The following is a 22,363-nucleotide window of genomic DNA, read 5'->3' as shown; positions in this document are numbered from 1 at the left end:
CCTCTCCGGCAGGAACCGCGCCTTCGCGGGATCTGTCAACGCCAGTGAGCGGGCGTAGCTCAGGGGTAGAGCACAACCTTGCCAAGGTTGGGGTCGAGGGTTCGAATCCCTTCGCCCGCTCCACCGGCAGCATACAAGCTGACCGGTACTTCCTCGCCAGTGGCGAGCGCGAGGATAGAGGCAAGTCTGCCGGAAACCTCGATATTCACCCCGCGCTCCGCTTCACGGGGTGTGACTATGACCTGATCAATCAGGCTGCGGATGATCCTTCGGGCATGTAGCGTCGTATCCTCGTCACTTGTCAAGGCTTGCGCCAGCTTCTGCACTTCTGCTCGGTAGGTGTCAGCGATACGCGGATGAAGTGTCACGGCCGGCAGCGCTTCCAACTCGGCCAATTCGCGCTCCAGCAGAACGCGGCGCTCTTTTGCCTCGATGAGGGCCTGCTTAACTTCGACGAACTCTGCACCGCCATTCGCGATAGCTTCGACCAAACGCTCGATCTTCTGTGTCGCAGCCGCGAGCTTGCTCTCCAAGCCTGCCCGGTGGCGGTTGTGTTCGGAGTTCCTCTGGGCCGCGGTGGCATGGTATTCTTTGACGAAAACCGCCACTAGGGCCGGGTCGAGCATGCGCTGCTGCAGGCCGTTCAAAACCCGGGCTTCGAACTGGGACGTCGTAATTGTCCCCTTGTTGATACAGCCTCGGCCATTGCGGTTTGACGAGCAGCCCCATCGCTCTTTCCCGACCACGATCCATTGAGAACCGCAGCAACCGCAAACCGCGAGGCCTGACAGGAGTCGTTTGGGTCGTTGCTGACGTGAGAAGCTTCGACCGCTGTAAAGCTCCCTGCGAGCCTGGACCGCGTCCCAGAGCGGTTGGGGAATAATCCGCCAATGTTCAGAGTGGCAGATCGTCCACTCTTCCTCGGGGACAGGTTTGATCAGAGTTTTTCTTGTCTTTGGATCGCGCACCTTCCTTGAGCGCCCATAAATGAGGTCGCCAATGTACATTCGGTTTTGCAGGATTCCATTTTTCCTCTTGTGATCGCCGGAAATTGAATTTGCCTTCCAGACGCCATTTCGAGGTCCCACGACATTCTCGTTGTTTAGCCTCCGAGCGATCTGATTGGGACTCATCCCGTCCGCATACTCTTGGTATATCCTGCGCAAGATCTGGGCCTGCTCTTCAATTATCTCTCGAATACCCAGCCTGATCCGACCATCGTCGCCCGCTCGATGGCAATTGCGATATCCGTATGGCACGCCCGCTGGTGCCCGGCCGTCGCGAACCGCCCCCTTTTGACCGCGCGTTACCTTGGCCCCCAGCTGTTTGGAAAAATCGGCGTCGATCCAGCCCTTTAGGTAGAATTCCAGGTCACCCACGGGTCCGCCCGATAGGGTTGAAATCACCGTCCCATGGACGTCAGCAATCTCACGAATCTTTCCGGAGTCGCCTGAATGACGAGCAAGTCGATCGGTTGCTTCGACCAGAATCTGATCGATGTCTCCTTCGGAGATCCGGTCCAATAGAGCGTGCATTCCGGGCCGAGCTTCCTTGCCGAGGCCTGCTGAACCGCGCTTCCTTTCGTCCCAATACTCGTGGACGATGGTCCACCCCTCGCGTTTGCAACGGTCTCGAAGTTCAGCGAGTTGATCTTCAACTGACTTTGGATTTTGAAGGTCGTCGCTGTATCGCGCGTATAGTACCGTTCTCATGACCGCCTCCGTGGTTCTGGTCATTCTCCCGCCGCGCCGCAGCTTGCGCAAGCAACTTGGCCAGGTCGATGAGCTCTGGTTCAAGCATCATCTGTACTCGCTTCGATCAGGTTGTCGCCGCCAGCCACCTCAGAGAGCCACGCTGCCACATCTACCGTTAGGGCAAAGAGGCCCTGCCGACCGGCGATCCTAAATGTGCGAACCGCTATCCGGCCTCGGCGCCGAGCCTGACGCATGGCCGCCGTGTTCTTGAACCCCAGAACCTGGACCAGATCACTGCCGCCGACCAGTGGCCCATATTGTTGGAGCAAGTGGTGCTGCCCGAGGTTATCATGACTACCGCTCTGCATATTGTTCCGCCAAGTTGCGTCGTGTTATGCGCTGATTTGGAACGAAAGATTCGGGCGATTCAACAAAATGAAATTCGGGATTTTCGTGAAATAATTCGGGAGGCTTGGCCGCAATGGGAAATCGGGGGCGTCCACGAGAGGGCCCAATCAACCGAACAGTGGCAAGTTTCTGGGTCGCGCACCTCGTCCGTGTGACGGGAGTCACAGACGGTCGGTCCTTCGCAAGGGAAATTCTTGAGCGTCCGGCTTGGGCTGATGCTTTCGCGAGATACGAAAAAGCAGCCAATGCACCGCAGTGGCTTAGCGACGATCCATCAGCAGCGGCCGCCCTCGCATTGGCCGAATCGAAGGTGCCCGGCTCGATCCATTACATTGCATCGCCAATGTGGCGCCTCATCCAAAGCCGCGATGTGTCGGCCGAGCAATTGGCCGAATGGAATTCACGCATCACCAGGGAGAAGGCATACCTTGCAAGGCTGACCGACTCCCCTGACAATTTGCGGAATCCATATCGGGAAGTTGAACTGACGTTTCACCATCTCGAGGCGATGATTGCGCTGTTGCACGAGGCGCGATCGTCCAGCAATGATGCTGACGAGGCGAAGTTCGTCAGCCTGTTCGCATCGTTGCGTCCTGCATTCGCAAAGGCTCAGTTCCTGGCTGGTTTTGAGAATTCGCTGCTATTGCCTGCTGCCGATTGGGTAGGAGAGCCTTCAGAATTGTCCGTAGTGGAAATGAAGAATGGCAATCCTCCTGCACCTAGGCGCCCCATTCTTGCCGCGGTCACAATTGTTCTGGCAGCGATGGTTGGGTTGGTAGATTACGATTCTCCCGGGCAGCTGACCTTGACGGCGATCGTGTTAGTGGGGTGTTTGGCTGTTCTGTGCACTCAACCTAGCCATGAACGTAGACCGGCCCAACTTACGCCGATGACGTTAGCCGGGTCCGTTTGGAGACGCCGATACAAGATGCGATAAACGACTTCGGACAGACGCTGATGACGGCTCACGCCGCATACCGCCCGTCCTTCAGCCGCCTTGCCATGCCGATGCCCGCGAGGGCGTCCAGCACTGGGCGGACGGTGGCGGCGCGTTTGCCCTTGAAGGCTCGTGCGACGTCTTGTGGCGCAAGCGGCGTGGCGGCGGCGGTGAGGATCGATTGTACGGCACTGACCTGTTCGGGGAGCGAGCCGGGCCAGGGGATGACGTTGTCGGGCAGCGCGGCGGCGGTTTCGCCGAGGTCGAGCGTTTGGGTGACGGGGGCCTTGTAGTCCGGTGCCTGATATTCGGGTCGCAGCCAGCGGATCAGGCCGCGGGCTTCCTCGGCGGCGCGCTCCTTGTTGAGGGCGACGAGGCGGGTGAGGATTTCCTCGTCGGACAGGTCAGCGGGCCAGCCATAGGCTTCAGCGACCAGCGCATCGATGGCGTCGTGGTGCTGGCGGATCAGGGTGACGAGCCCGCGATCATGCATGTCGCGCTCGGCATCGGTCAGCGGGCGGCCCTCCCGCAGGGCTTCGAGCACGTTGTAGAGCTTGGTGAGGGTCAGGTCCTCATGGCTTTCAAGCACCCGCTTGCGCAGCGCGTCGAGTGCCTCAGCCTCGGCTCGGATTTTGTCCTTGAGCGGTTCGGGAACGTCACCGGGGAAGGGGAAGGGATCGAAGCATTCGCCTTTCAAATAGCGTGGGTCGTCGCCCACACCCAGTCGCCCACCATTCGCGAGTGCCCAAACGAGATGGATACGGCTGCTGAGAATGCCGAGAAAATAGTGGTCGTCTAATGCGATGCACACACACGTGCTATCAGCACGCGTCGACACCGGTTCGACGACAAATACTCGATGCTTGGCAGTGAGGGGAGTTACGATCTGGCTCGCCAGTCCTTTGAGGGCAGGCCGAAATGTGTTCCTTGCTTCGCCATAAACCCACCACTTCTCGCGAACGGATTTTCGCGCATTTACGTCGCGCTCTGGTTTCACGGAGTTCACAAGGTGCTGATAAATCGTGGGAGAGGCTCTCCTTAAGTCAGCCTCGCTCACGACTTCACAGACGTCGATGACACGCCGCTGAAGGCGCGTTTGCACGATTTCGCGAGCGCCGAGCAAAGAGAAAACAAAAGATTGCCGCTCTGCGTCGCTGAGTTCCGAGATTAGCTCTTCGCCAACTACGAAGCCTTTCCCAGTCAGTTGAAATCCGACAGACGAGACGTCTGAGTTAGCTCGAAGTGTCTTTGCTTCTTGAAGGTCAACTTCCGTTCTGAGGCTGGGATTGATGAGCCCATGAGTTTCGGCGAACTCAACTTCGAATGCCCCGTCAGCTATGGGCCGTTCGATCAAAACTTCGAGTTTCCGTCCAGTTTGCTTGCCCGATGCAGCAACCGTGAACGCAACCCTTACGTCAGCACCGTCCGCTTCATCGATCCACGGGTGATTGGGAATGGCAAAAACGATTGAAACTCGACGTTTATCAGCCATGTGACTCGCCATGACCGCCCGAGAAAACGATTGAGTGATGCTTTTGGTGGTGATGAAGCCCAAGCGAACTGTTGAGGCGTTCGCCGTAGCGATTGCCGCCTTGTGCCACCAGAACATCACGAAGTCGGCGTTTTCGGGGACGATGTCGTACACCTGCCGAACTGCTTCGATATAGCCGACCGGATTCGTAGCTCTGACCGTCCTTGCTCCATGAAATGGCGGGTTGCCGACAATGAAATCCGCCTTCGGCCACTTCGCCGCGCGCGGCTTCACATAGCGGTAGACCTCCACCCGCGCCGTCTCGTCGGGCACCTTCTTGCCGGTGACGGGGTGCTCCTTCATCGTCTCGCCGTCCCACCAGGTGACGGGTTCTCCGGCATCGTCCAGCTCCGCAACCTTGTCGTCCCACTCGATCAGGGCGTCGCGGTTTTCGATGGTCTTGACGTCGCGCAGGATCGGTTCGGGCGGGGTGCGATCCGCGCCGTTCACGCGGAAATGCCACTGCAGGTAGCCGATCCACAGCACCAGCTGCGCAATTGCGGCGGCGCGCGGGTTGATCTCGATGCCGAGGAAGTTCTCGGGCGTGATGGTGTGGCCGGTGAGCTCGGCAACGTACTGATCGTCGCCCAGCTCGACCAGCAGATCGAGCACCTCGCCCTCCAGCTCCTTCATGCGCGCCATGGCGACATAGAGGAAGTTGCCGGTGCCGCAGGCGGGATCGAGCACCCGGGTCTGGGCAAGCCGGGAATGGAACGCCTCGACAAAGGCCTTGGCCTCGTCCGCCTTGCCCTCTTCGATCAGGGTGGCGGCTGCCCCGCGCACCCCATCCCAATCGGCGCGCAGCGGCTCCATAATGGTCGGGCCGATCAGCCGCTCGACATAGGCGCGCGGGGTGTAATGGGCGCCGAGCTTGGCCCGCTCCTTGGGATTGAGCGCGCGCTCGAGCAGGGTGCCGAAGATCGCGGGCTCGACCTCGGTTCAGACATGCTCGGCGGCCTGGATCAGCACCTCCAGCTCCTCGGCATCGAGGGGCAGGGCGGTGCGTTCCTTGAAGAGGTAGCCGTTGAACTTCCTGAGCGGCACACCGAGCGCGGGCGAGAACTCGCCCTTGTCCATCGCCGCCCACAGCGCGGAAAGCTGGTGTTCGAGATGTTCCGGGTGGGCGCGCTGGTTCTTGAGGAGCTGGGTGAAGCTACCCTCGGGGATCAGCTTGCTGTCCTCGGCGAACATCGTGAACAGCACGCGCATGAGGAAGCCGCTGGTGGTCTCGGCATCATATCCACGCTTTTCTAGCCGGCGGGCGACGGTGGCGAGCAGATCGGCAATGTCGCGGGTGACGCGGGCGGCGCGGGCGGTGGGATCGAGGCTTTTGGGATCGGTCCAGATGGCGCGCAGGCGATCGCGCACATCCTCGTCGCGCAGGTCCTCCAGCATGATCCGGTAGCGCGCCCGGTCGGGGAACTGGGCGTAGGCTTTGCCGGTGCCGGTGAAATCGGCATAGACCTCGATGCAATAGCCAATGTCGGCGACGAGCAGGAACGGCGGCCAGCCATGATCGATGGGGAGCGCCTTGGCGTAGCGTTCGGCCTGGCCCTTGGCCTGTACCATTGCCTTCGCCCACCCGGGCGTGCCGCGCCGGGCGGTGCCGCGGGCGACGCGGGTCTTGGCGGTCTGGCCGAAGATGTCGAGATCGTCCTCGCCCATGTCGGCAGCAGCCCGGTCCGCCTCGCTGCCCTGCTTGGCTTCGAGGATGAAGCAGCCGCGCTTGTAGCAGTCGATCCGGCCGAAGCTGGTGGTGCCGTCACCATTGTCCTGAAAGACGCGGCGTTCGAAGACGTAGTCATTCGCGGTGTCGTCAGCCTTCGCGCCGCGCGGGGGATCGACGCCGAGGAGCCGGGCCAGGCCGTTGATGAAGGACTGGGTGTTGGCGAGTTCGCTGCCGCCGGTGCCGCGCCATTCGCTGATAAACGCGTCGATGTCGGCAGGGCTGGTCATTGCCCGTGGTAAAGCACAGGGGCAGACGACTGGCAACTTGGTCAGTTTGTTGGCGATTTTCGCTGGATATGAAATCAGATGCTGGGATCGCCTTCCCGATGGATCGTGTTCGCATCTATCCTGATCGACTGAGAATGGGGCGAGGCAGTACCTTCAACCGAGCTGCAGCCACCAGCGCGTTCCGAGCTCGACCCTATGTGTCCGCGAGGCGACTTTTGGCCATAGCGGACGCTCAGATTGATGGTCGTGAACGACCGGCTTTGGGTCGACAGCCGTCACCGCTGAGGTCAGGCCACTGATGGCGGCTTTGCCCCGCTTCCGGAAAATTTCTGCCATTCAGCAAGCGACCCCATAGCGGTCGTTAGCTTGATTGCCGCAATTGCCGGAACAGTTGACCCATGAGCGATTGATAGACCCTCAGCGAAAACACTTGAATGTTACCAGCTTCGAATTTGCCTCCGAGCATCGGGTGAACCTTCCATCCGAGGCATTGGTCTGCCGATGGCACGAGACCGTGTCTCTCAGCGATTTCGGCCCACTCCGCCATAAACCAGAGATTGAGGTTGTCCGAGTTCGATTTTGCGCGGTTAAATTCTTCGGCATTGTCAGCAACTCGGCTGTAGCTGCCTTCGAGAAGCTCTAGCGACCAGAGTGAACCATCCGGAGCACCCATGATCCAATCGCCAAATACGCCGACCATCAAGGGGCGATGATCGTCAGGAACGAGCCAGCGCCACTCCTGCAAAAGAGGATAACAATCAATGTCTGAGCATGAAGTGGCAATGGAACGCATGGAGAGGACAATGCACGCTTTTCGCTTGTGAGCAATGTCCGAAAACCACCCACGACCTGCCATGAGCCGGGCCGACGCGCGATCCCGAAAGCCGCATGGCGGCTTTCCCCGGCTGCTGGAAAAATCCCGCCATTCCGAAAGCGACCCCATATCGGATATCATTGGTCAATTTCGAGTGAAGGGCCCGCTTCCTGCTTTGCGGCGTTCTGGGTGCACTCAATGATAAGGATCGGGAGAATTCGGTTCGGCAGGGTAGGGAGCGCTGTATTCAGAAATGATCAGCAACCATCCAACGACGCGCAGCATCGGCGAGCAAGCCAGCGAGGACTTGGGGCGGAGTCTGACCAGCCATGGCTTCGCGCATCGCTGCCTGCACCATCCCGTGGGCAATGGCTGCTGCGGGGCAGACCGGGACCTGCCGAAACGCGCCTGCCGCCTGACCTTCGCTCATGAAGTGCTCGATTGCCGCGCGCACCTTCAGATGACCCGGATCTTGCGGCAGTTGCATCGATAGCCGCATGAGCGCGGGAAGGTCCGGATGGCGTGCGGCTTCTGCCAGCAAGGCTGCAAACATCGGCTCGAGCCGCTCGGCCCACGGGCGGGCGTGGATGTCGGGTCGCTCCATGGCTGCCACGAAATCACCCGCTGCTTCTTCAAGCACGGCGGCGAGAAGTGCCCCTTTGTCGGAGTAGCGCAGATACACGGTACCGACCGCGACGCCTGCATCGCGGGCGATATCCGCGACGCTCGCGGCGTCGAACCCCTCCACCGCGAAACGCGCGCGTGCTGCCGACAGAATTGCGGCATCACGGCGCGCAGCCGAGTCCGAGCGGCGCCGGCGGCGCGGGGGCGGGTCCTGAGAAATTGCTGGATCAGGCATTGCCATTAAAATGAATATCGTTCATATTAACTCCATGGATGAAGCTCGCCGCGTCGGACAGTTCATAGCAGAACAATCGACAACTGCATCGGTGCCGTCGATATGGCACCTGTGGACCGATCCCGACACCTGGGGCGCATGGGACGGGGGGCCAATACAGGCGCGGGCCGCTACGCCGCTTGGCCCCGGTGTGGAAGGCGTGGTCGTGCCACAGGCGGGGCCGGAGGCGTGCTTCACGATCATCAACTGGCAGCCGCAAAGGTCCTACCGCTTCGCCACCCGCCTGCCGCTCGCCCGGCTGATCGTCGACCGGGCGGTGGTCGGCGAGTGCCCTGTCACGATCCGCCACACCGTCTGGTTCGAAGGGTTGCTTGCGCCGCTATGGTCGGCGATCCTCGGCCCCGGCTTCCGCCGCGCCTTGCCGTCGACGCTGACGAGACTTGTCGCACTGGCGGAGATGGGTGGGCCGCAATGACCGCCGACCTCGCTCTACGTCTTGCCTATTGCGCCAATATCGCAATCCTTGCGCCGGTCGTCACGCTGTTGCTGACCGGTCCGGCCCATCGCGTGTTCGGGGCTGCCACGCCCGACATCGCCAGCCTGAAGCTGCTGGTGGCAGCGCTGTGGGGCGCGATCCTGCTGTGTTCGGTGGCGGGCCTGTTCCGGCCGCAGGCCATGGTGGCAATCTTGCTGCTGCAAGTGATCTACAAGTCGGCTTGGCTCGCGGGCTTTGTCATTCCGGCGATGCGTGCAGGCGAGGCGGTACCGTGGGGGCCGGCGATCACCTTTGTCCCGATCGTGTTGATCTGGCCCTTCATTCTGGCGGCAGCATGGCGATGACGTGCGGCCCTTGCCTAGACCGAGCGGCCGCGATTGCGGATTGCCCCAGGCGGCTCGCCCTTCAACCGGCTGACCATCCGGCTCATGTGCGCCTGATGCGCAAAGCCGCACCGGAGAGCAACTTGCGGCAGCGGAAGATTGCTCTCTGTCAGCAGTTCGACCGCCCGCTCGACCCGCAATTGCAGGACATATTGGTGGAACGGCAGGCCGGTCGCCTCTTTGAAGATCGCGCCAAAGGTGCGGCGCGATACCCCCACCTCGGCTGCCAGCTCGTCAGCCGACGCAGGCTTTTCCAACTGGGCTTCGACTTTGGCGATGATCCGGAGGATTTCGGCGTGGGACAGAACGGTTGCCCCCTCTCGTGCCCGCAGCCGACGCGCCATGCGCAAGGCTTCGGCGAGGATCACGAGCACGATCGCCTCGCTGATCGGTTCGGGCCCATCGGCCTCGCTCTCAAGCCTGTCGATCAGCCGGGCGATCAGCGGGGCCCGCAGGGGCTTGCGCGACAGCGGCGACAGCTCCTCAAGGTCAACGCCGCCCGCTTGCCTGACCCAAGTCAGCGCGTTGGGAGCGGCGATGGCGAGGATCGAGACTTCGCGATCATCGACGATCCCGAACCGGGTCGCCTTGTCCGGCAGCGAAAGCAGCACGTCGCCGGGCCGGGTAAAGACCGACCGGCTGCCGCTGCCCAGATCGATCTCGGCCTGCGAGGATCCGCGCCGCACCACGCGCAGTTCAAGCTGCCCCGAAGGCGGGTGCACATAGTCGCCCTTGCCGAAGCGAAGCCGTTCGATGGTGGTCCCGTCCAGAATGCGGGTCGGAAAGCGCTGCGCTGTCATGTCACCAGTCTAGCCCGGTTTTCCGTGAAGTCAGCCGCGCCGGATCGGACATTGCCGGATCGTGAAATACCCTTGCCCGGCAAGGCCCCATAAACCCCTCAGAAGACCGGCGCCAGGCACCGGCATGATGAGGAGCATCACGATGAAGATTGCCATTCTGGGCGCCGGCAATGTCGGCACGGCGCTCGCGCGGCGGTTGTCGGTCGCCGGGCACGATATCATGCTGGGCTTCGGCCGTGACCCTGACGCGGTGGTCGCAGCCGCTGCGGCAGCGGGCGTAGCGCATGGCTCGCCGCAGGAGCTGGCAGCATTCGGCGAGGTCATCGCCATCGCTGTCCCGTGGGGCGCGGTGGGCGATGCTCTGGCCGCGCTTGGCCCGGTTGGCGGCAAGATCATTTGGGATTGCACCAACCCGCTCGCCCCTGATCTGTCGGGCCTGCTGCTGGGCGGCGAGACGTCGGGCGGCGAGGAGATCGCCCGGCTGCTCCCGGGCGCTCACGTGGTCAAGGGCGTCCCACCCTTCGCCGAACTGATGCACGCCGACGATCCTGCCATCGACGGGGAGGCTCCGGGCCTGTTCGTCGCCGGTGACGATGCCGAGGCGAAGGCGATTGTTGCGGGCTTGCTGTCACAGCTGCCTGCCAATGTGGTCGATGCCGGACCGCTGATGGCCGCACGGTTCATCGAGCCTGCCCTGCTGCTCGTGGTGCGTCTGGCCTACCTCAATGGCATGGGGCCAAGGATCGCGCTGTCGGTGCAGACCGAAAGCTCTGCGGCATGAGCGCCGTGCGGTTCCCTGGCATCACGCTACCGCTTCGCCGGATCTTGGCAACCTTGCTCGGGATGAGCCTGGCTGTGGGGATACTGATCGTTCCTGCCGCCGCCAAAGCTCCAGTCCCTGCCCCAAGCGATGCGCCCACAATTGTTCTGGTCCACGGTGCTTTCATGGATGCGAGCAACTGGGACGCAGTCCGCGAGGAACTGGACCGGCTCGGCTATCGCACGATCGCCGTCACCCTTGCAGGCAGAGGTGGCAGCGCGTCAGACAGTGACACCCCTTCGCTGGAAGCCTATCGCGACGCGGTGCTTGCAGCGATTGCGGGCGAAACGCGACCCGTTGTACTGGTCGGACACAGTTTCGGCGGGATCACCATCTCCAATGTCGCCGAAGCCGCGCCGGACAGGATCGCCGCTCTGGTCTATCTGGCGGCCTATCTGCCGCGCAACGGGCAGTCGCTTCAGATGCTCGCCGGAATGGACCGGGACAGCAGGACGGCAGCCGCCTTCGTCGTCGATGCCGAACGGGGTGTCGCATCCATTGCATCCGACCAACGCGGCTCGCTGTTCTGCAACGATTGCGAGCCTGCCACCGCAAAGGCGGCGGGCGCGATGATGGTGTCCGAGCCGCTCGCTCCGCTGGCCGAGCCCGCCCGGCTTGGAGAGCGCTTCGCACGCGTGCCGCGCTTCTACATCCGCACTGCCCACGATCTCGTCATCAGTCCGGCACAGCAAAGCCGGATGATTGCCGCCACACCGGCTGCGGGCGTTTTGCAACTCGATACCGGCCATTCGCCCATGCTGTCGCAGCCTGGGGCCCTTGCGGCTCTACTTGCAGATTTGGCCGCCCCGGCGGCATCAGCCGAGGAGCACCAAAATGTTCGTTGAAGCCAGTCTCGCCGCAACTGTCGCCCTTGCCGGTTTGGCCCCTTCGCACGCCACGATGCGCTGTGCCGAAGTGCAGGAGATTGCCGCCTACCCAGCACCGGCCTTCCTCGAGAACCTGTGGGTCGAACCGTCCGGACGGGTGCTGTTCACCAGCTACCTTGCGAAGGAGATTGTCGCGTACGAACCGGGGCGGAGCGCTGCCACATTTGCGCCGGTCGATGGCTTTCCTATCAGCATCTTGCCGCTCGCGTCAGGCTGGCTGGTCGCAGCGCACGGCGAGCCATTCACAGCCGGACCCGGATTTACAGCGACCAATCGGCTTCTGGTGCTCGATGCCGATGGAACGCTTCTTCACACCATCGCCGCCCCGCAAGGGCGTTTCCTCAACGGCATGGCGATGCTCGCGGATGGCAGCGTTCTGGTCGCGGATTCGATCCTCGGCCGGATCTGGCGTTTAGACATAGCCAGCGGATCCATGACCGTGTGGCTGGACGATCCGGCCCTTGGCGCCGACCCGGCGGGCAAGGACCTCCGTCCCCGGGGCTAACGGTCTCAAACTGTCGGGCGGCAAGCTGTTTGTCTCCAACAGCTTTCGCGGCACTATCCATTCCATCCCCCTGAGCCCTGATCAAAAGCCAGCCGGCGCTCCGTCCTTGTTTGCGACACCGGGACAAGTCGATGATTTTGCGATCGCGGGCGATGGCAGCATCTATCTGGCTACCCATGGCGACACGATCATGCGGGCACAGGCAGACGGCACGCTCACAACCGTGCTGCCCACTGGCGGCGACGGTTCCACCGCCGTTGCCTTCGTTCCCGGCGATCCAGCCTCGCTTTACGTGCTGACGACCGGCGGCCTTCTCGAGGGCGCCGGGCGACCGGCACGGCTGTTGAGGATCGCCCTGCCGGGCGGACCGGCGTTTTGCGATCAGGCAGTGCCGTAACTTCGAGCTTGCCGAGATCGTGCCAAACCCAGCTTCGACGATGCGCAAAAAGTCTCTCCGATGGATGATGGCAAGGGATCACCCCGGCCCGGAAGGCCATCCGGATGGACTTCATTCGCCGGGCAGCGATCGTTCGACCTCTTTCAGCCACTCGAGCCGGGCGCGAAGTTCAGCCAGCGCGCCGGTGGTGCCGAGGCATTCAAGCCGATCGGTCTCGGTTACGCCCTGCATGGCAAGCTTGGCTTCGAGCTCGCTGATCGCAGTGCGTGTGATGTCCTGATAGTGCCGCAATGTCTCCAGACGTTGATCAGGAGACAAGGCGGACAGGAAATGCACACGGGTGCGCACCGGATCCGCTGTCGCCCGGGCGATCTCTGCGTCCGATTGCACAAGCCACATCTCAAGCGCGGCCACACCCGCAGGCGTAACTCCCAGCGGTTCGCGGTTGCGCGGGCCGGGCTGCGTCTGGGGCGCAATCAGGCCCTTGTCGCGCAGGCGCCTGATCGAGGGGTAGACCGTCCCTGTGCTCGAGCTCCACGTCGCGGTCGTGGACTGCGCCAGATGGGTGCGAACCGCATAGGCCGTCATCGGCTGACCCCGCCAGACGATGCCAAGAATGCAGTAGTCCAGTTCCGTCAGCATGCGTCCCGCCAATCTCACCGTATCGTCGTTGCACCACCCCGGGAAGCCTGTATAGTGCGTAACGCACTATCAGACCAACAACTCACGCCCCCGCCGGGCGGCAGAAGGCCATCAAGGAGATTTGCTTGAGAACCGTGCTGGCCACCGCCGCTGTCACCGCCTTTGCTTACCTATTGGCAGGTACGGGGCCGCTAGCCTCGGCAGCGCATCCGCCCCTTTCGGCGGCCTGTGGTTCGGGCCCGGTGACCATTCGTCCTGAAACCTCCGCCAAGACTAGAGACCTGCTTGCAAGCGGCGATCTGGTCGCCCTGCTTGCGGCGGCTTCGGCTGCAAGGGACGGGACGCCGGAGGCTGACCTGCTGGGCGGCGTGGCCGCCGGTCTGATGCTGAACGACACGGAAGCGGCGATTCTGCTCGAACGCTATCTGGCCAGTGGAGACACCACGGCGATCTATTTCGCTGCCTCGGCGCTGGCGGGCGTGGAAATGCGACACGGGCGCTATGACCGCGCTGCAGCCGCGCTGCGACTGGCGCTCCGGCCGGACGTCATCGCTACCGCTTCCGATCGTGACCGGCGTTCCACCGAACAGTTCATGCCGGTTTTGGAGGCTTTGGAAGGCATCGCCGCGCAATCGGGCCCGTCGATACCGACTGGCGAAACGGGTGTCACGCGGGACGCTGCCGAACTGCCGTTGGCGCGGGTTGTGATCGAGGGGCAGCCGCAGCCGGTCATCCTCGATACGGGCGCGAACCTTTCGGTGATTGTCCGTTCGCGTGCGGCGGCGCTCGGCCTGCGGATGCTGGATGCGCAGGTGTCGGTCGCAAGCCCGGTGGCCGAACAGACGCCTGTTCAACTCGCCATTGCCGATCGACTGGAGATTGGCGGGGCCGGGTTCCGCAACGTTGTTTTCCTGGTGCTGCCCGATGAGGCGCTGACCTTTGCCGAAGGGCGCTACAAGATCGAGGCGATCCTCGGCTTTCCGGTGCTGTCCCGCCTTGGCCGCCTCACCTTTTCTGCTTCGGAGGCGGGAGGGGCGATGGCCTTTCAGCCTTCGGCGCGCCGTGAAGATCCGGCAAATCCGCCGAACCTGCTGGTCGACGGCCTGACTCCCAAGATAATCGCGTGCCTGCTGCCCGAAAATGCGCCGATCCAGCTGGCTCTCGACAGCGGTGCCCAAACATCCTCGCTCCGCCCGCGATTTGCCGAGGCGTTTCCGGAACGCGTGGCTGCGGCATCCGCCTCGACCGAGGCGGTCGGCGGTGTCGGTGGTGCCGTCATGCGGGAATCCCGCTCGATCGCCATGCTTGAGCTAAGCTTCGGTCCAAGCTCTTCGGTCACTCTTGCCGACGTTCCGCTTAATGAAGAGTCCCTCAATCAGCCCGGCGACCATGGCAGGATCGGGCAAGATATGCTGCGCGCCCGGGGCGGCTATGTGCTCGACTTCGGCACTATGCGCTTCGATCTGGTCGAGGCGGCCAGATAGGCGTGACCCTTTCCCCTCCCGCCAGTGTTCCCACGCATCAGCGCGTCATGGACGTACGGGCCGGGTACCCGGTTTCATCAACACGAGGAATGAATCATGAAAAGACGCCGAGCTGTTGTTGCTTTGGTTGTGATGCTGGTGCTTGCGATTGTGCTCTGGGAGCGACTAGCCGATTTCGGCGGCGAAATTTACAAGCTCTTCGCGTGATGATCAGCCTGAAAGGCATCGCAGCGGGGTCCGCACAGGCGGCGGGTTGCCGAACGGGTATGTGACGTCCGATGATCCAAAACACGGAAACGTCCCACCCGGCTGAGCAAGGCCTGTGGGATCAGTGGATGAGGGTGCGCCGGCATTTCCGGGCGATGCGCGCAGAGCGCCTCTGGCAGTTCTGGATCCCGCTATCTAGGGCTCCGGCAAGGCCGAGATACACGCCAGAGTTTTGTGGGCTTATTGATGAACTCGATGACGTGACCCTCGATCACTTGATTGCGCTTTCCGCAGTGGAATGTGCCCGTCAGGACCACCTCTTGCGGATCACCCTGATGGGCTACCTGACGATACCGGCCACGGCTGCCGCCATCCTCGTGGCCCTGGCGCGTGAACAGATCTTGGCGCTTGTCAGAGACCCGGAGCTTTCCCCGATTCTTGTCGCGGCCGCTGCCGGAGCGCTGTTTGTGCTGATCGTTCGCGTAGCTACAGACTGGCGCGAGCGGGCCTTGCGTAATGCATTGGAAACAATCGCATTGGAACGAAGCTACGCATCCGATCACACACCGAGCGTCGGTCCGCGGCCCAAGTAACGCCCATCCGCATCGTTGCCGCGATAGTCCCGCGGCCGAAGGTTCAAATGACGCTCGCTGCCCAGAGAATGCCAGGGAGCACGGCGAACAGGGCGATCGCGGAAGCGGCATAGATCAGCAGGGTCAGCGCGGCGCCGCGCAGAAGCCCGACCCATAAACGATCGAACCAGCGGCCTTTGCCCATCCGCACAAAGGCTATGACCGATAGCATTGCAATCGCGGCGCCCACGGTCAGCCCCAACACCCCTTCCTCGTATGCCCACCAGGAAATCGGAAGAGCGGTCACCGTCCAGGCGCTGAGATAGGCCATCGCCGACCGCAGACCACGCTCCCAGCCCAGCGTGTCCCTGTCCCACCATCGCAAGACAGGAATCGCGACGACCCCATAGACCACACAACTTACCGGAACGAGGACGAGGCCGAGCCAGTTGTCGGCATCGCCAATGAAGACCTCGGCTGACTTGCCCGATCGCGCAACGATAGGTTCGAGCAGTTCGGGAGGAAGAGCGGTGATCAGCGTTTTTCCGTGATTGTGCAGAAAGCTGAACAGAAGCAGGATACTGTTGAGCCCAAGGTAGAATGCCAGCGGCCGGGCATAGATCAGTTCGTATTCGCGCGGTCGGCCAAGCCATGCTTCGAGAACCCGCTTCGGGGCAATGACCAGATCCCGGGCGGTGCGCCATTCGCGCACGCCGAAGCCGGTGAAGTCTGCGGAGTAGTCGCCTAAATCGCTGGATTTTTGATCCATTAGCCCCCGCCCTTCCGATCTCAGAGGCTAGCACAAGGCCGGACACCGGTCGAGAAGTGATTGCCGTAGACTGGGCCGTCCTGGGTCACCTTCTCCCGTCGAAAACGACCTCGGCTTGCCAATCCTCACGGGCCTGCTTGTGCAGGGCCAAAAAGGCTTCGGCGATTATGTCCGGGTCGAACGCGGTGCCCGGCGCGACCGTCCCGGCCACTGTCACAGTTGCTGCGTGGCCCCCCATTGGCGCGAGCTTCGGTGCCAGAGCCAGCACCATGGCCCGCATCGCCGCCTTGCCGGCTGTCAGCGAAATGACATCGCCGCCATATTCCGGACGAAGTGCAAGGCCGCCGCCGGTGAACAGCAGCGTGCCCCCGCCGCTTGCCTTCATCGCCGGCACTGCAGCCTGCACCGCAGCAAGGGCACCCGTCGCACAAAGTGACAGATCGGCGGTGAACAGCGCAGGGTCGATCTCAAGGGGGTCGGCCTCATACCAAGCGGCTGCGTTGTAATGCAGCACAGAGGGAGAACCGTGCTCGGCAATCACCGCCCTGATCACAGCTGCTACCGCCGAAGGATCTGCAAGATCGACGGGCCAACAGCTCGCGTCCGGCAGCCCCTCAGCCAGCGCTTCTAGCGCTTCAAGCCGTCGCGCAAGCAGGGCGACGGCGAAGCCTTCCGCCGAAAACGCCCGGGCCACAGCCCCGCCGATGCCGGGGCCGGCTCCGGCAATGATGGCAAGCGGACGGATCATGGCAGCGCCTTTCGCTTGCGTCATCATTTCAGGATCAGCGGCGCGAGCACCGGCGCCATCAGCATCTCGAATTCAAGATTGGTGGCCGACACTATGTTCTCCACAATCCGCCCGTCACGCAGTCGCGCTACATGAGTCTCGTCAAACAGGATTACGCGGCCGGTCGCTTCGATGCCGAAATAGGCACCCGTATGGCGCTGGCGCGAATGGAAGCGCGTCACCACCCTGTCTCCGGCGGCGAACTGGTCGATGATTTCGACCGGCGATTCAGCGGGGAATGCGGCAACGAATTCCTTTATGGTTGCCTTGTATTCCGCTGCGCCGTCAATCGGCCCGGTCGGTTTGAGACCGGTGATCCCCTGAACATCGGGGGCGAGCGTGACATCGGCGGCGGCAAGATCGGCCTTCCCGAGAAATGCGGTGATGAAGCGGATGACGATGGCAATATTGGCGTCCGACATGGCTTTCTCCTCTAGCCTGCTGAAATATAGCGGCCCGATGGAAAATTGCTGTTCGCCATCATCAATAGCTATTATTAATCAAAATGATGGACCTGCGCGGATTTGACCTTAACCTCCTGCTCGCCTTCGAGGCGCTTGCCGAAACGCGAAGTGTGTCTCAGGCCGCGCGGCGGCTTGGAATCCGCCAGCCAGCGATGAGCGCGGCTCTCGCCCGGCTGCGCCGCCTGACGGACGATCGGCTATTCGAAAGGAGTGGGGGCAGGATGGAGCCGACGTCGCGCGCAGTGGCGCTGATGCCGGGCATTGCAGCAGGGCTTGCCCAGCTACGCCTAACTTTGGCCGAACAGGTGGCGTTCGATCCTGCATCGGCAGTGCATACGTTCACGCTCGCCAGCACGGATTACACCACGGCGCTTGTCCTGCCGCCGCTTGCCGCGTGGTTGAAGGATCATGGGCCGCGGATCGATTTGCGCTTCACGAGCTATGACAAGCAGGACGTACCCGAGCTTGTCGCACGCGGGGAGGTGGATCTGGCTATCGGCGTGTTTGATCCGCTGCCCCCCGATGCCGTGCGCACTAGGCTTTGGTCAGAGCGCTTTGTCGGCGTCGCCAGACAAGGGCATCCGGTGCTGCGCGATCTTTCGGCAGAAGCCTTTGCGGCCGCCGATCACGCGCTGATCTCTGTCCGCAAGGATGCACGCGGCAGGATCGATCAAGACTTGGAGGCCCTAGGCCTGCGCCGACGCGTCGCGGTTGTCTTGCCGCATATGCTGGCCTTGCCGCCTGCTCTTTTGGCGAGCGACCTGATCGCCACCCTGCCTGCGCGTATTGGGGCAAGCTTCCACCAGCACGGGCTGGAGACCTTCGAATTGCCAATCGTCACCCAGCCTTGGGAGGTGGAAATGCCGTCGCGCCCTTCCGCGCGCACAGATCAGGCCAATCGCTGGCTAAGGCAGGCGGTGGGCCGTGCGGCGCGGGAAATCGAGGGCAGTGACGAGCGCTCTAATCCGGCCACCTGCCCTGAAGCGCGTCAGGAGGGCGGATGGCATTAATCTATCCATTCCCGGTCATGAACCGCGCCGAAGTTCGATCCCGAAACCGTCCAGCTAGCTTTGCCCGGCATCTGAAAATTCTCGTCATTCATGAAGCGACCCCGAAACAGCCATAAGAATGGCTGCCTCCCGAGCACCGCGCCTGAAGCCCGCACCTTTTTGCTAAGCCGCTAAGTGATCGCGTTCAGAACTCTGGTTTTTCCGCTGCTGGGGTGCTGAAATGCGCTAATCTCAGGTGGTAGCAATGAAAGGAGCCTGGCAAACTGTGACGTCGCGACGCGAATTTCTGGCCCGAGGGACCTTGTCGCTGGCTGCAGGCGCCACACTTTCGGTTGGCCTTGATCCCGCATTGGCTTCAGGCCCGGCTGACTGGCAAGCCGTTCGCGGACTGTTCGACGTGCCCGGCGATTACACTCTGCTCCAGAACGCCACCGCGACCATTCCCTTCGCAGCGGCGCTTGAAGCTTCGGCGCAGGCCTTCCGGCTCTCGCACGATCCGCGTCTCCCTTATGGCGACCTGCTGGCGCAGGTCGAAGCGGTGCGCTCGTCCGTCGCCAGAAGCATTGGCGCGAATCCGGAAAGCGTCGCAATCATGCGCAATACGACCGAAGCGATGCGCACGGTGCAGTTCGGGCTCGATCTGGCTCCGGGTGACGAAGTGCTCGCGATCAGTGTCGATTATGATCTGCTGGTGTGGCGGCAAAGCCTCGAGCGGCAGGGGGTGCGCCTGCGGGTATTCGACCTGCCGGTTCCGGCGCCCGGCACGGAAGAGATTATTGCGCTGTACGAAGCACAGATGACCTCGGCGACCCGCTACATGCTGATCAGCGAGGTCGTCAGTTCATCCGGCCAGGCCTTGCCGGTCGCGGCCATCTGCGCGGCGGCACGGTCACGGGGCATCCTGACGCTCGTCGACGGCGCACAGGGCTATGCCTTGTCGGGTGCGGGTGTAGCCGCAATGGGCTGCGATTTCTACGCAGCCTCGCTGCACAAGTGGCTGGGGGGTGCGCGCGGGATGGGATTTCTCTACATCCGCCCCGAATTGATCGAACGCGTGTGGCCATTGCTCGGCAACTACCGCGACACAGCGGACGAAGGGGCGATCGGGCGCGCCAACATCCGCAAGTTTGAACAGATCGGCACCATCCCCATTGCGCTATGGGCCGCGCAGCAAGCAGTATTCCCGTTCCTCGAAGCGATCCCGCCCGCCCGCCGCCGGGCCCGCCTTCAGCAGCTGCGCGACCGGTTGATGGACGGCCTCGTTGACGTGCCGGCGGTCCGTTTCCTGCATGGCCGCGGCGAGGCGACGATGGGGATTGGCAGCGTGGCGATTGCAGGGGCCGATCACCGCAAAGTGGTCAATGCGCTGAGGGAGCAACGGATCATCGTCAAGGCGTTGAACGAAGGCAACGTCAGCTGCATCCGCGTCTCGCCCTCAATCTACACCCGCGAGAGCGAGGTCGACCGGTTGATTGAGACCCTGCCACGCGTGCTGCGGGCGCTTCAGTAGCTGAGGCGCGCCGCAATCCCGATGGTGCGCGGTCGCAGCACCACCTCGTCGCGGATCGTGCGCGTGTCGATGCCGGTCGGACGGAAGGCATTGGTGGCGAACAGCGCGAGCTGCTGCACCGCCACGTCCTCGTTGAACAGGTTGCGCGCGAACAGCGAGACATCAATGCGGGTGTTGCGCAGCCCCAAGCGCAGGTCGACGATGTTCTGCGCGGGCAGGTCCGCGCCGAAATCGGGGTTGGCGGCGGGGCCATATTGCGGATCGATCCGCTCGCCAACGTGCCGCCAGTCCAGCGAGCCATGTCCGCGCCAATCACCAAACAGCGGCTCACGCTGCTCCCATGCTGCACCGGCGTTGAAGGTCCAGCGCGGGACATAGCCCAGCGGCTGCCCGCCCGTAATTCCAGCCTCCGGCGCGTCTTCGGAGAATTCTGCATCGGTATAGGCGGCGCTGCCGAACAGCCGCAGCGAAGGGGTTATCGCCACGCTCCCGTCAAGCTCGAAGCCCCGGATGCGCGCATCGCCCGCATTGCCGGTGTAGGAGATCACGCTGTTATCCGAACATGTGAACAGCACCGCAGTCTGGATGTCCGACCAGTCGAGCTGATAGGCGGCGGCGTTCAGCGTGAAGCGCCCGTCGCGGCTCGCGAACTTGCCGCCCAGTTCATAAGACCAGGCGCTGTCGGAATCGAACTGATCGGGCTGAGCGGGAAAATCGGCGCGGTTGGGACACTGGCCGCGCAGGTTCTCCGGCGGATTGCCGCCGCCGGTGCGGAAGCCGCGCGTCGCCGAGACATAGGCGAGCCATTCAGAGGTGGGCTGGAAGCTGGCGACAAAGCGCGGGGTGAGCACGGTCTCTTCTGCCTGAAGGAAGGCCGGGTCGGCAAGGTCGCCCGGATCGCTAAAGGCCGGGAAGGCCGCGCCGCGCGAGAGGTCCTGTTCGTAATGTGTGACCCTGAGACCCCCGCCCAGAGTGACCTTGTCGGTAATCCGCCAGTCGAGATTGGCGAAGGCGGCGTATTCGTCCTCGGCAAAGCGGTCGATACCGTCATAGCTGACCGGATCGACAATCCCATAGGTGTCGAAAACCGCCTGCGCAGTGCCTTCGAAACTGTAGCGGATGGTGTCGCGCTGGCGCAGGCGGTTGTAGAACAGGCCGCCCACCACCTGCACGCGCTGATCGCCCGTGGTGGCAAGCCGCAGCTCCTGACTGAACTGGCGCACATCGGTGCCGAAATCGCCGAAGGAGGGATCGAAACCAGTGTAGGCGTCATCAAGGCCGAAGCCGATCACCCAGGCACCGTTGCTGGCCACGGAATCGTCCCGCCCCGTGGCGCTACGATCCTGCCAGCTGGTGATGCTGGAGAGGGTCAGGCCGCCCAGCGCATCGATCTCGACCGCGGCATTGAGTGAGAGCAGCAGCAATTCATCGCGCACGAATTCATAGGCGCGCCCGTCCTGTTCGAAGGCGGGGTTGAAGGCGAAGACTGTCGCCCGGTCGCGCTTGCCGAAGCTGTTGAGCGCGAAGTCGCCGGCGCCATCGGCGCGGTTGAGCTGGTAGGTCACTGCAGGCTGGATGCGAACGCGGTCGGTCGGCGTCCAGGCCAGCGCCGCGCGCAGCGTGGTGCGCTCCTGACTGTTGTAGTCTTCGATCCGGGGCGCGGTGGCGGCTTCGGCGATGAAGTCCTGATCGTCGATCAGGATCGCGTCGATGAAACCTGCGTTGCTGACGTGATTCGCCACGAGGCGCACCGCAAGCTGATCGGCAATCAGCGGGATATTGATGGCCCCGCGCAAGGCATAGTTCGGATCGCCCGCATCCTGCGTCGCGGACAACTCGCCCTCGACAACTGCCGAATAGCCGCTTGCATCGGGCGCATTGGGGATCGCCCGGATCGCCCCGCCGATCGCGCTGGCGCCGTAAAGCGTGCCCTGCGGCCCGCGCAGCACCTCGACCCGCGCCATGTCGAAAAGGTTGATATCGGGGCTGGCGAAGAAGAAATTGGTGCGCGTCGTCAGCGGGGATTCGTCGATGTAGATCGCGGTCGCCGCGCCTTGTCGCCACCCGAACTGGCCGCCCGCATTGACCCCGCGGATCACGAAGCGGGTGAAACCGGGCTGGCCCGTCTCGATCGAAAGGCCCGCGACGCGGCCGAGCAACGCGGTTACGTCCTGGGCGCCGAAACGCTCAAGATCATCCTGACCAATCGCCGCGACCGAGAGCGGGACATCGGACAGACGCTGTTCCGATTTGGTCGCAGTGACGATGATGTCGCCGGTCGGCGTATCGCCGTCTTCGGTCTGTTGCGCCTGCACGGCTTCAGGGGCAATGATCGCGGCCATGCCGCCGAGGAGAAATGCCTTGAAGGTCGTCACATTGTGCCCCGCTTGAATCTATTGCGATGTGATGTAGTAACATCACCTTGAATTGC

Annotated in this window: 22 protein-coding genes, 1 tRNA gene and 1 pseudogene; 13 read left to right on the top strand and 11 right to left on the bottom strand. The window is 62.7% G+C overall.

The window, feature by feature from the left end; all coding sequences use genetic code 11:
• Positions 1 to 48: 48 nt before the first annotated feature.
• Together I603_RS06865 and I603_RS14795 are read left to right on the top strand one after the other, a co-directional pair.
• Positions 49 to 123 (top strand) — tRNA-Gly (locus I603_RS06865).
• Positions 124 to 308: 185 nt separating this feature from the next.
• The gene (locus I603_RS14795; protein ID WP_232305278.1) at positions 309 to 611 is read left to right on the top strand and encodes a hypothetical protein; all 303 of its coding nucleotides are present in this window, start codon (positions 309 to 311) and stop codon (positions 609 to 611) included.
• Positions 612 to 647: 36 nt separating this feature from the next.
• Here the strand turns inward: I603_RS14795 and I603_RS14790 are convergent.
• Positions 648 to 1,712: pseudogene (locus I603_RS14790) on the bottom strand (recombinase family protein); the annotation flags it as partial.
• 508 nt (positions 1,713 to 2,220) lie between these two features.
• Here I603_RS14790 and I603_RS06845 point away from each other — a divergent pair.
• Positions 2,221 to 3,039: a hypothetical protein gene (locus tag I603_RS06845; RefSeq protein WP_143736683.1), complete on the top strand. Its 819-nt coding sequence runs from the start codon at positions 2,221 to 2,223 to the stop codon at positions 3,037 to 3,039.
• Positions 3,040 to 3,067: 28 nt separating this feature from the next.
• On the opposite strand, the gene I603_RS06840 is transcribed toward I603_RS06845, so the two are convergent.
• The 4 genes from I603_RS06840 to I603_RS06830 form a co-directional block, all read right to left on the bottom strand.
• Entirely contained in the window at positions 3,068 to 5,383 is a 2,316-nt protein-coding gene (locus tag I603_RS06840) for a class I SAM-dependent DNA methyltransferase (protein WP_232305277.1), read from the bottom strand.
• Between the two features lie 126 nt (positions 5,384 to 5,509).
• A complete protein-coding gene (locus tag I603_RS14785) occupies positions 5,510 to 6,526 on the bottom strand; it encodes a type IIL restriction-modification enzyme MmeI (RefSeq protein WP_232305275.1) in 1,017 nt (338 codons plus the stop codon).
• A gap of 361 nt (positions 6,527 to 6,887) precedes the next feature.
• The gene (locus I603_RS06835; protein ID WP_068864097.1) at positions 6,888 to 7,319 is read right to left on the bottom strand and encodes a T6SS immunity protein Tdi1 domain-containing protein; all 432 of its coding nucleotides are present in this window, start codon (positions 7,317 to 7,319) and stop codon (positions 6,888 to 6,890) included.
• A gap of 268 nt (positions 7,320 to 7,587) precedes the next feature.
• Positions 7,588 to 8,199 (bottom strand): TetR/AcrR family transcriptional regulator, encoded by a 612-nt coding sequence (locus tag I603_RS06830; RefSeq protein WP_068863477.1) that lies wholly within the window; start codon positions 8,197 to 8,199, stop codon positions 7,588 to 7,590.
• A 34-nt stretch (positions 8,200 to 8,233) separates the two neighbouring features.
• On the opposite strand from I603_RS06830, the gene I603_RS06825 reads away from it, so the two are divergent.
• Both I603_RS06825 and I603_RS06820 read left to right on the top strand, forming a co-directional pair.
• Positions 8,234 to 8,674, top strand: a complete 441-nt coding sequence (locus I603_RS06825; RefSeq protein ID WP_143736684.1) for an SRPBCC family protein — start codon at positions 8,234 to 8,236, stop codon at positions 8,672 to 8,674.
• Positions 8,671 to 9,039: a hypothetical protein gene (locus tag I603_RS06820; protein WP_068863473.1), complete on the top strand. Its 369-nt coding sequence runs from the start codon at positions 8,671 to 8,673 to the stop codon at positions 9,037 to 9,039. The genes I603_RS06825 and I603_RS06820 overlap by 4 nt, the downstream gene beginning before the upstream one ends.
• Before the next feature lie 14 nt (positions 9,040 to 9,053).
• Here the strand turns inward: I603_RS06820 and I603_RS06815 are convergent, their stop codons facing one another.
• Positions 9,054 to 9,878 (bottom strand): helix-turn-helix domain-containing protein, encoded by an 825-nt coding sequence (locus tag I603_RS06815; protein ID WP_068863472.1) that lies wholly within the window; start codon positions 9,876 to 9,878, stop codon positions 9,054 to 9,056.
• A 142-nt stretch (positions 9,879 to 10,020) separates the two neighbouring features.
• Between I603_RS06815 and I603_RS06810 the strand changes: the two genes are divergently transcribed.
• Genes I603_RS06810 through I603_RS14490 form a run of 4 tightly spaced genes read left to right on the top strand, consistent with a single transcriptional unit; the run spans position 10,021 to position 12,487 of the window.
• Positions 10,021 to 10,659: an NADPH-dependent F420 reductase gene (locus tag I603_RS06810; protein ID WP_068863470.1), complete on the top strand. Its 639-nt coding sequence runs from the start codon at positions 10,021 to 10,023 to the stop codon at positions 10,657 to 10,659.
• Complete coding sequence (locus tag I603_RS06805; RefSeq protein ID WP_332307570.1) at positions 10,656 to 11,543, top strand: alpha/beta fold hydrolase; 888 nt, start codon at positions 10,656 to 10,658, stop codon at positions 11,541 to 11,543. Before I603_RS06810 ends, I603_RS06805 begins: the two co-directional genes overlap by 4 nt.
• Positions 11,533 to 12,090: an SMP-30/gluconolactonase/LRE family protein gene (locus I603_RS06800; RefSeq protein ID WP_068863466.1), complete on the top strand. Its 558-nt coding sequence runs from the start codon at positions 11,533 to 11,535 to the stop codon at positions 12,088 to 12,090. The genes I603_RS06805 and I603_RS06800 overlap by 11 nt, the downstream gene beginning before the upstream one ends.
• Positions 12,047 to 12,487: an SMP-30/gluconolactonase/LRE family protein gene (locus I603_RS14490; protein WP_158093630.1), complete on the top strand. Its 441-nt coding sequence runs from the start codon at positions 12,047 to 12,049 to the stop codon at positions 12,485 to 12,487. Before I603_RS06800 ends, I603_RS14490 begins: the two co-directional genes overlap by 44 nt.
• Before the next feature lie 111 nt (positions 12,488 to 12,598).
• Here the strand turns inward: I603_RS14490 and I603_RS06790 are convergent, their stop codons facing one another.
• Complete coding sequence (locus tag I603_RS06790; protein ID WP_068863456.1) at positions 12,599 to 13,129, bottom strand: PadR family transcriptional regulator; 531 nt, start codon at positions 13,127 to 13,129, stop codon at positions 12,599 to 12,601.
• Positions 13,130 to 13,263: 134 nt separating this feature from the next.
• Here I603_RS06790 and I603_RS06785 point away from each other — a divergent pair, with 134 nt between their 5' ends.
• Together I603_RS06785 and I603_RS06780 are read left to right on the top strand one after the other, a co-directional pair.
• Positions 13,264 to 14,613, top strand: coding sequence for a retropepsin-like aspartic protease (locus tag I603_RS06785; protein ID WP_232305303.1), 1,350 nt, complete (start codon positions 13,264 to 13,266; stop codon positions 14,611 to 14,613).
• 278 nt (positions 14,614 to 14,891) lie between these two features.
• Entirely contained in the window at positions 14,892 to 15,413 is a 522-nt protein-coding gene (locus I603_RS06780; protein WP_068863452.1) for a hypothetical protein, read from the top strand.
• A gap of 43 nt (positions 15,414 to 15,456) precedes the next feature.
• Here the strand turns inward: I603_RS06780 and I603_RS06775 are convergent, their stop codons facing one another.
• From I603_RS06775 to I603_RS06765, 3 genes are all read right to left on the bottom strand, one after another.
• Positions 15,457 to 16,161: a hypothetical protein gene (locus I603_RS06775; protein ID WP_068863450.1), complete on the bottom strand. Its 705-nt coding sequence runs from the start codon at positions 16,159 to 16,161 to the stop codon at positions 15,457 to 15,459.
• A gap of 85 nt (positions 16,162 to 16,246) precedes the next feature.
• On the bottom strand, positions 16,247 to 16,909 hold the full coding sequence (locus I603_RS06770) for an SDR family oxidoreductase (protein ID WP_158093631.1): 663 nt from the start codon (positions 16,907 to 16,909) through the stop codon (positions 16,247 to 16,249).
• A 23-nt stretch (positions 16,910 to 16,932) separates the two neighbouring features.
• Positions 16,933 to 17,370, bottom strand: coding sequence for an ester cyclase (locus I603_RS06765; protein ID WP_068863448.1), 438 nt, complete (start codon positions 17,368 to 17,370; stop codon positions 16,933 to 16,935).
• An 83-nt stretch (positions 17,371 to 17,453) separates the two neighbouring features.
• Between I603_RS06765 and I603_RS06760 the strand changes: the two genes are divergently transcribed.
• Positions 17,454 to 18,422, top strand: coding sequence for a LysR family transcriptional regulator (locus tag I603_RS06760; protein ID WP_068863446.1), 969 nt, complete (start codon positions 17,454 to 17,456; stop codon positions 18,420 to 18,422).
• 301 nt (positions 18,423 to 18,723) lie between these two features.
• Entirely contained in the window at positions 18,724 to 19,932 is a 1,209-nt protein-coding gene (locus I603_RS06755) for an aminotransferase class V-fold PLP-dependent enzyme (RefSeq protein ID WP_068863445.1), read from the top strand.
• On the opposite strand, the gene I603_RS06750 is transcribed toward I603_RS06755, so the two are convergent.
• Positions 19,926 to 22,307: a TonB-dependent receptor gene (locus tag I603_RS06750; RefSeq protein WP_086621745.1), complete on the bottom strand. Its 2,382-nt coding sequence runs from the start codon at positions 22,305 to 22,307 to the stop codon at positions 19,926 to 19,928. The two genes, I603_RS06755 and I603_RS06750, sit on opposite strands and share 7 nt — an antisense overlap.
• Between the last annotated feature and the right edge of the window lie 56 nt (positions 22,308 to 22,363).

The sequence above is a fragment of the Erythrobacter dokdonensis DSW-74 genome, from assembly GCF_001677335.1.
Taxonomy (GTDB): Bacteria; Pseudomonadota; Alphaproteobacteria; order Sphingomonadales; family Sphingomonadaceae; genus Erythrobacter; species Erythrobacter dokdonensis.
Note: the sequence above shows the minus strand (reverse complement) of the source record. Positions and strands in the feature narration are given on the sequence as shown.

Bases quoted from the DNA above. Each gene is read 5' to 3' on its own strand.
- I603_RS06840 (WP_232305277.1), bottom strand. From the start codon at position 5,383: ATGGAGCCGCTGCGCGCCGATTGGGATGGGGTGCGCGGGGCAGCCGCC.
- I603_RS14785 (WP_232305275.1), bottom strand. From the start codon at position 6,526: ATGACCAGCCCTGCCGACATCGACGCGTTTATCAGCGAATGGCGCGGC.
- I603_RS06835 (WP_068864097.1), bottom strand. From the start codon at position 7,319: ATGCGTTCCATTGCCACTTCATGCTCAGACATTGATTGTTATCCTCTT.
- I603_RS06830 (WP_068863477.1), bottom strand. From the start codon at position 8,199: ATGCCTGATCCAGCAATTTCTCAGGACCCGCCCCCGCGCCGCCGGCGC.
- I603_RS06825 (WP_143736684.1), top strand. From the start codon at position 8,234: ATGGATGAAGCTCGCCGCGTCGGACAGTTCATAGCAGAACAATCGACA.
- I603_RS06820 (WP_068863473.1), top strand. From the start codon at position 8,671: ATGACCGCCGACCTCGCTCTACGTCTTGCCTATTGCGCCAATATCGCA.
- I603_RS06815 (WP_068863472.1), bottom strand. From the start codon at position 9,878: ATGACAGCGCAGCGCTTTCCGACCCGCATTCTGGACGGGACCACCATC.
- I603_RS06810 (WP_068863470.1), top strand. From the start codon at position 10,021: ATGAAGATTGCCATTCTGGGCGCCGGCAATGTCGGCACGGCGCTCGCG.
- I603_RS06805 (WP_332307570.1), top strand. From the start codon at position 10,656: ATGAGCGCCGTGCGGTTCCCTGGCATCACGCTACCGCTTCGCCGGATC.
- I603_RS06800 (WP_068863466.1), top strand. From the start codon at position 11,533: ATGTTCGTTGAAGCCAGTCTCGCCGCAACTGTCGCCCTTGCCGGTTTG.
- I603_RS06790 (WP_068863456.1), bottom strand. From the start codon at position 13,129: ATGCTGACGGAACTGGACTACTGCATTCTTGGCATCGTCTGGCGGGGT.
- I603_RS06780 (WP_068863452.1), top strand. From the start codon at position 14,892: ATGATCCAAAACACGGAAACGTCCCACCCGGCTGAGCAAGGCCTGTGG.
- I603_RS06775 (WP_068863450.1), bottom strand. From the start codon at position 16,161: ATGGATCAAAAATCCAGCGATTTAGGCGACTACTCCGCAGACTTCACC.
- I603_RS06770 (WP_158093631.1), bottom strand. From the start codon at position 16,909: ATGATCCGTCCGCTTGCCATCATTGCCGGAGCCGGCCCCGGCATCGGC.
- I603_RS06765 (WP_068863448.1), bottom strand. From the start codon at position 17,370: ATGTCGGACGCCAATATTGCCATCGTCATCCGCTTCATCACCGCATTT.
- I603_RS06760 (WP_068863446.1), top strand. From the start codon at position 17,454: ATGATGGACCTGCGCGGATTTGACCTTAACCTCCTGCTCGCCTTCGAG.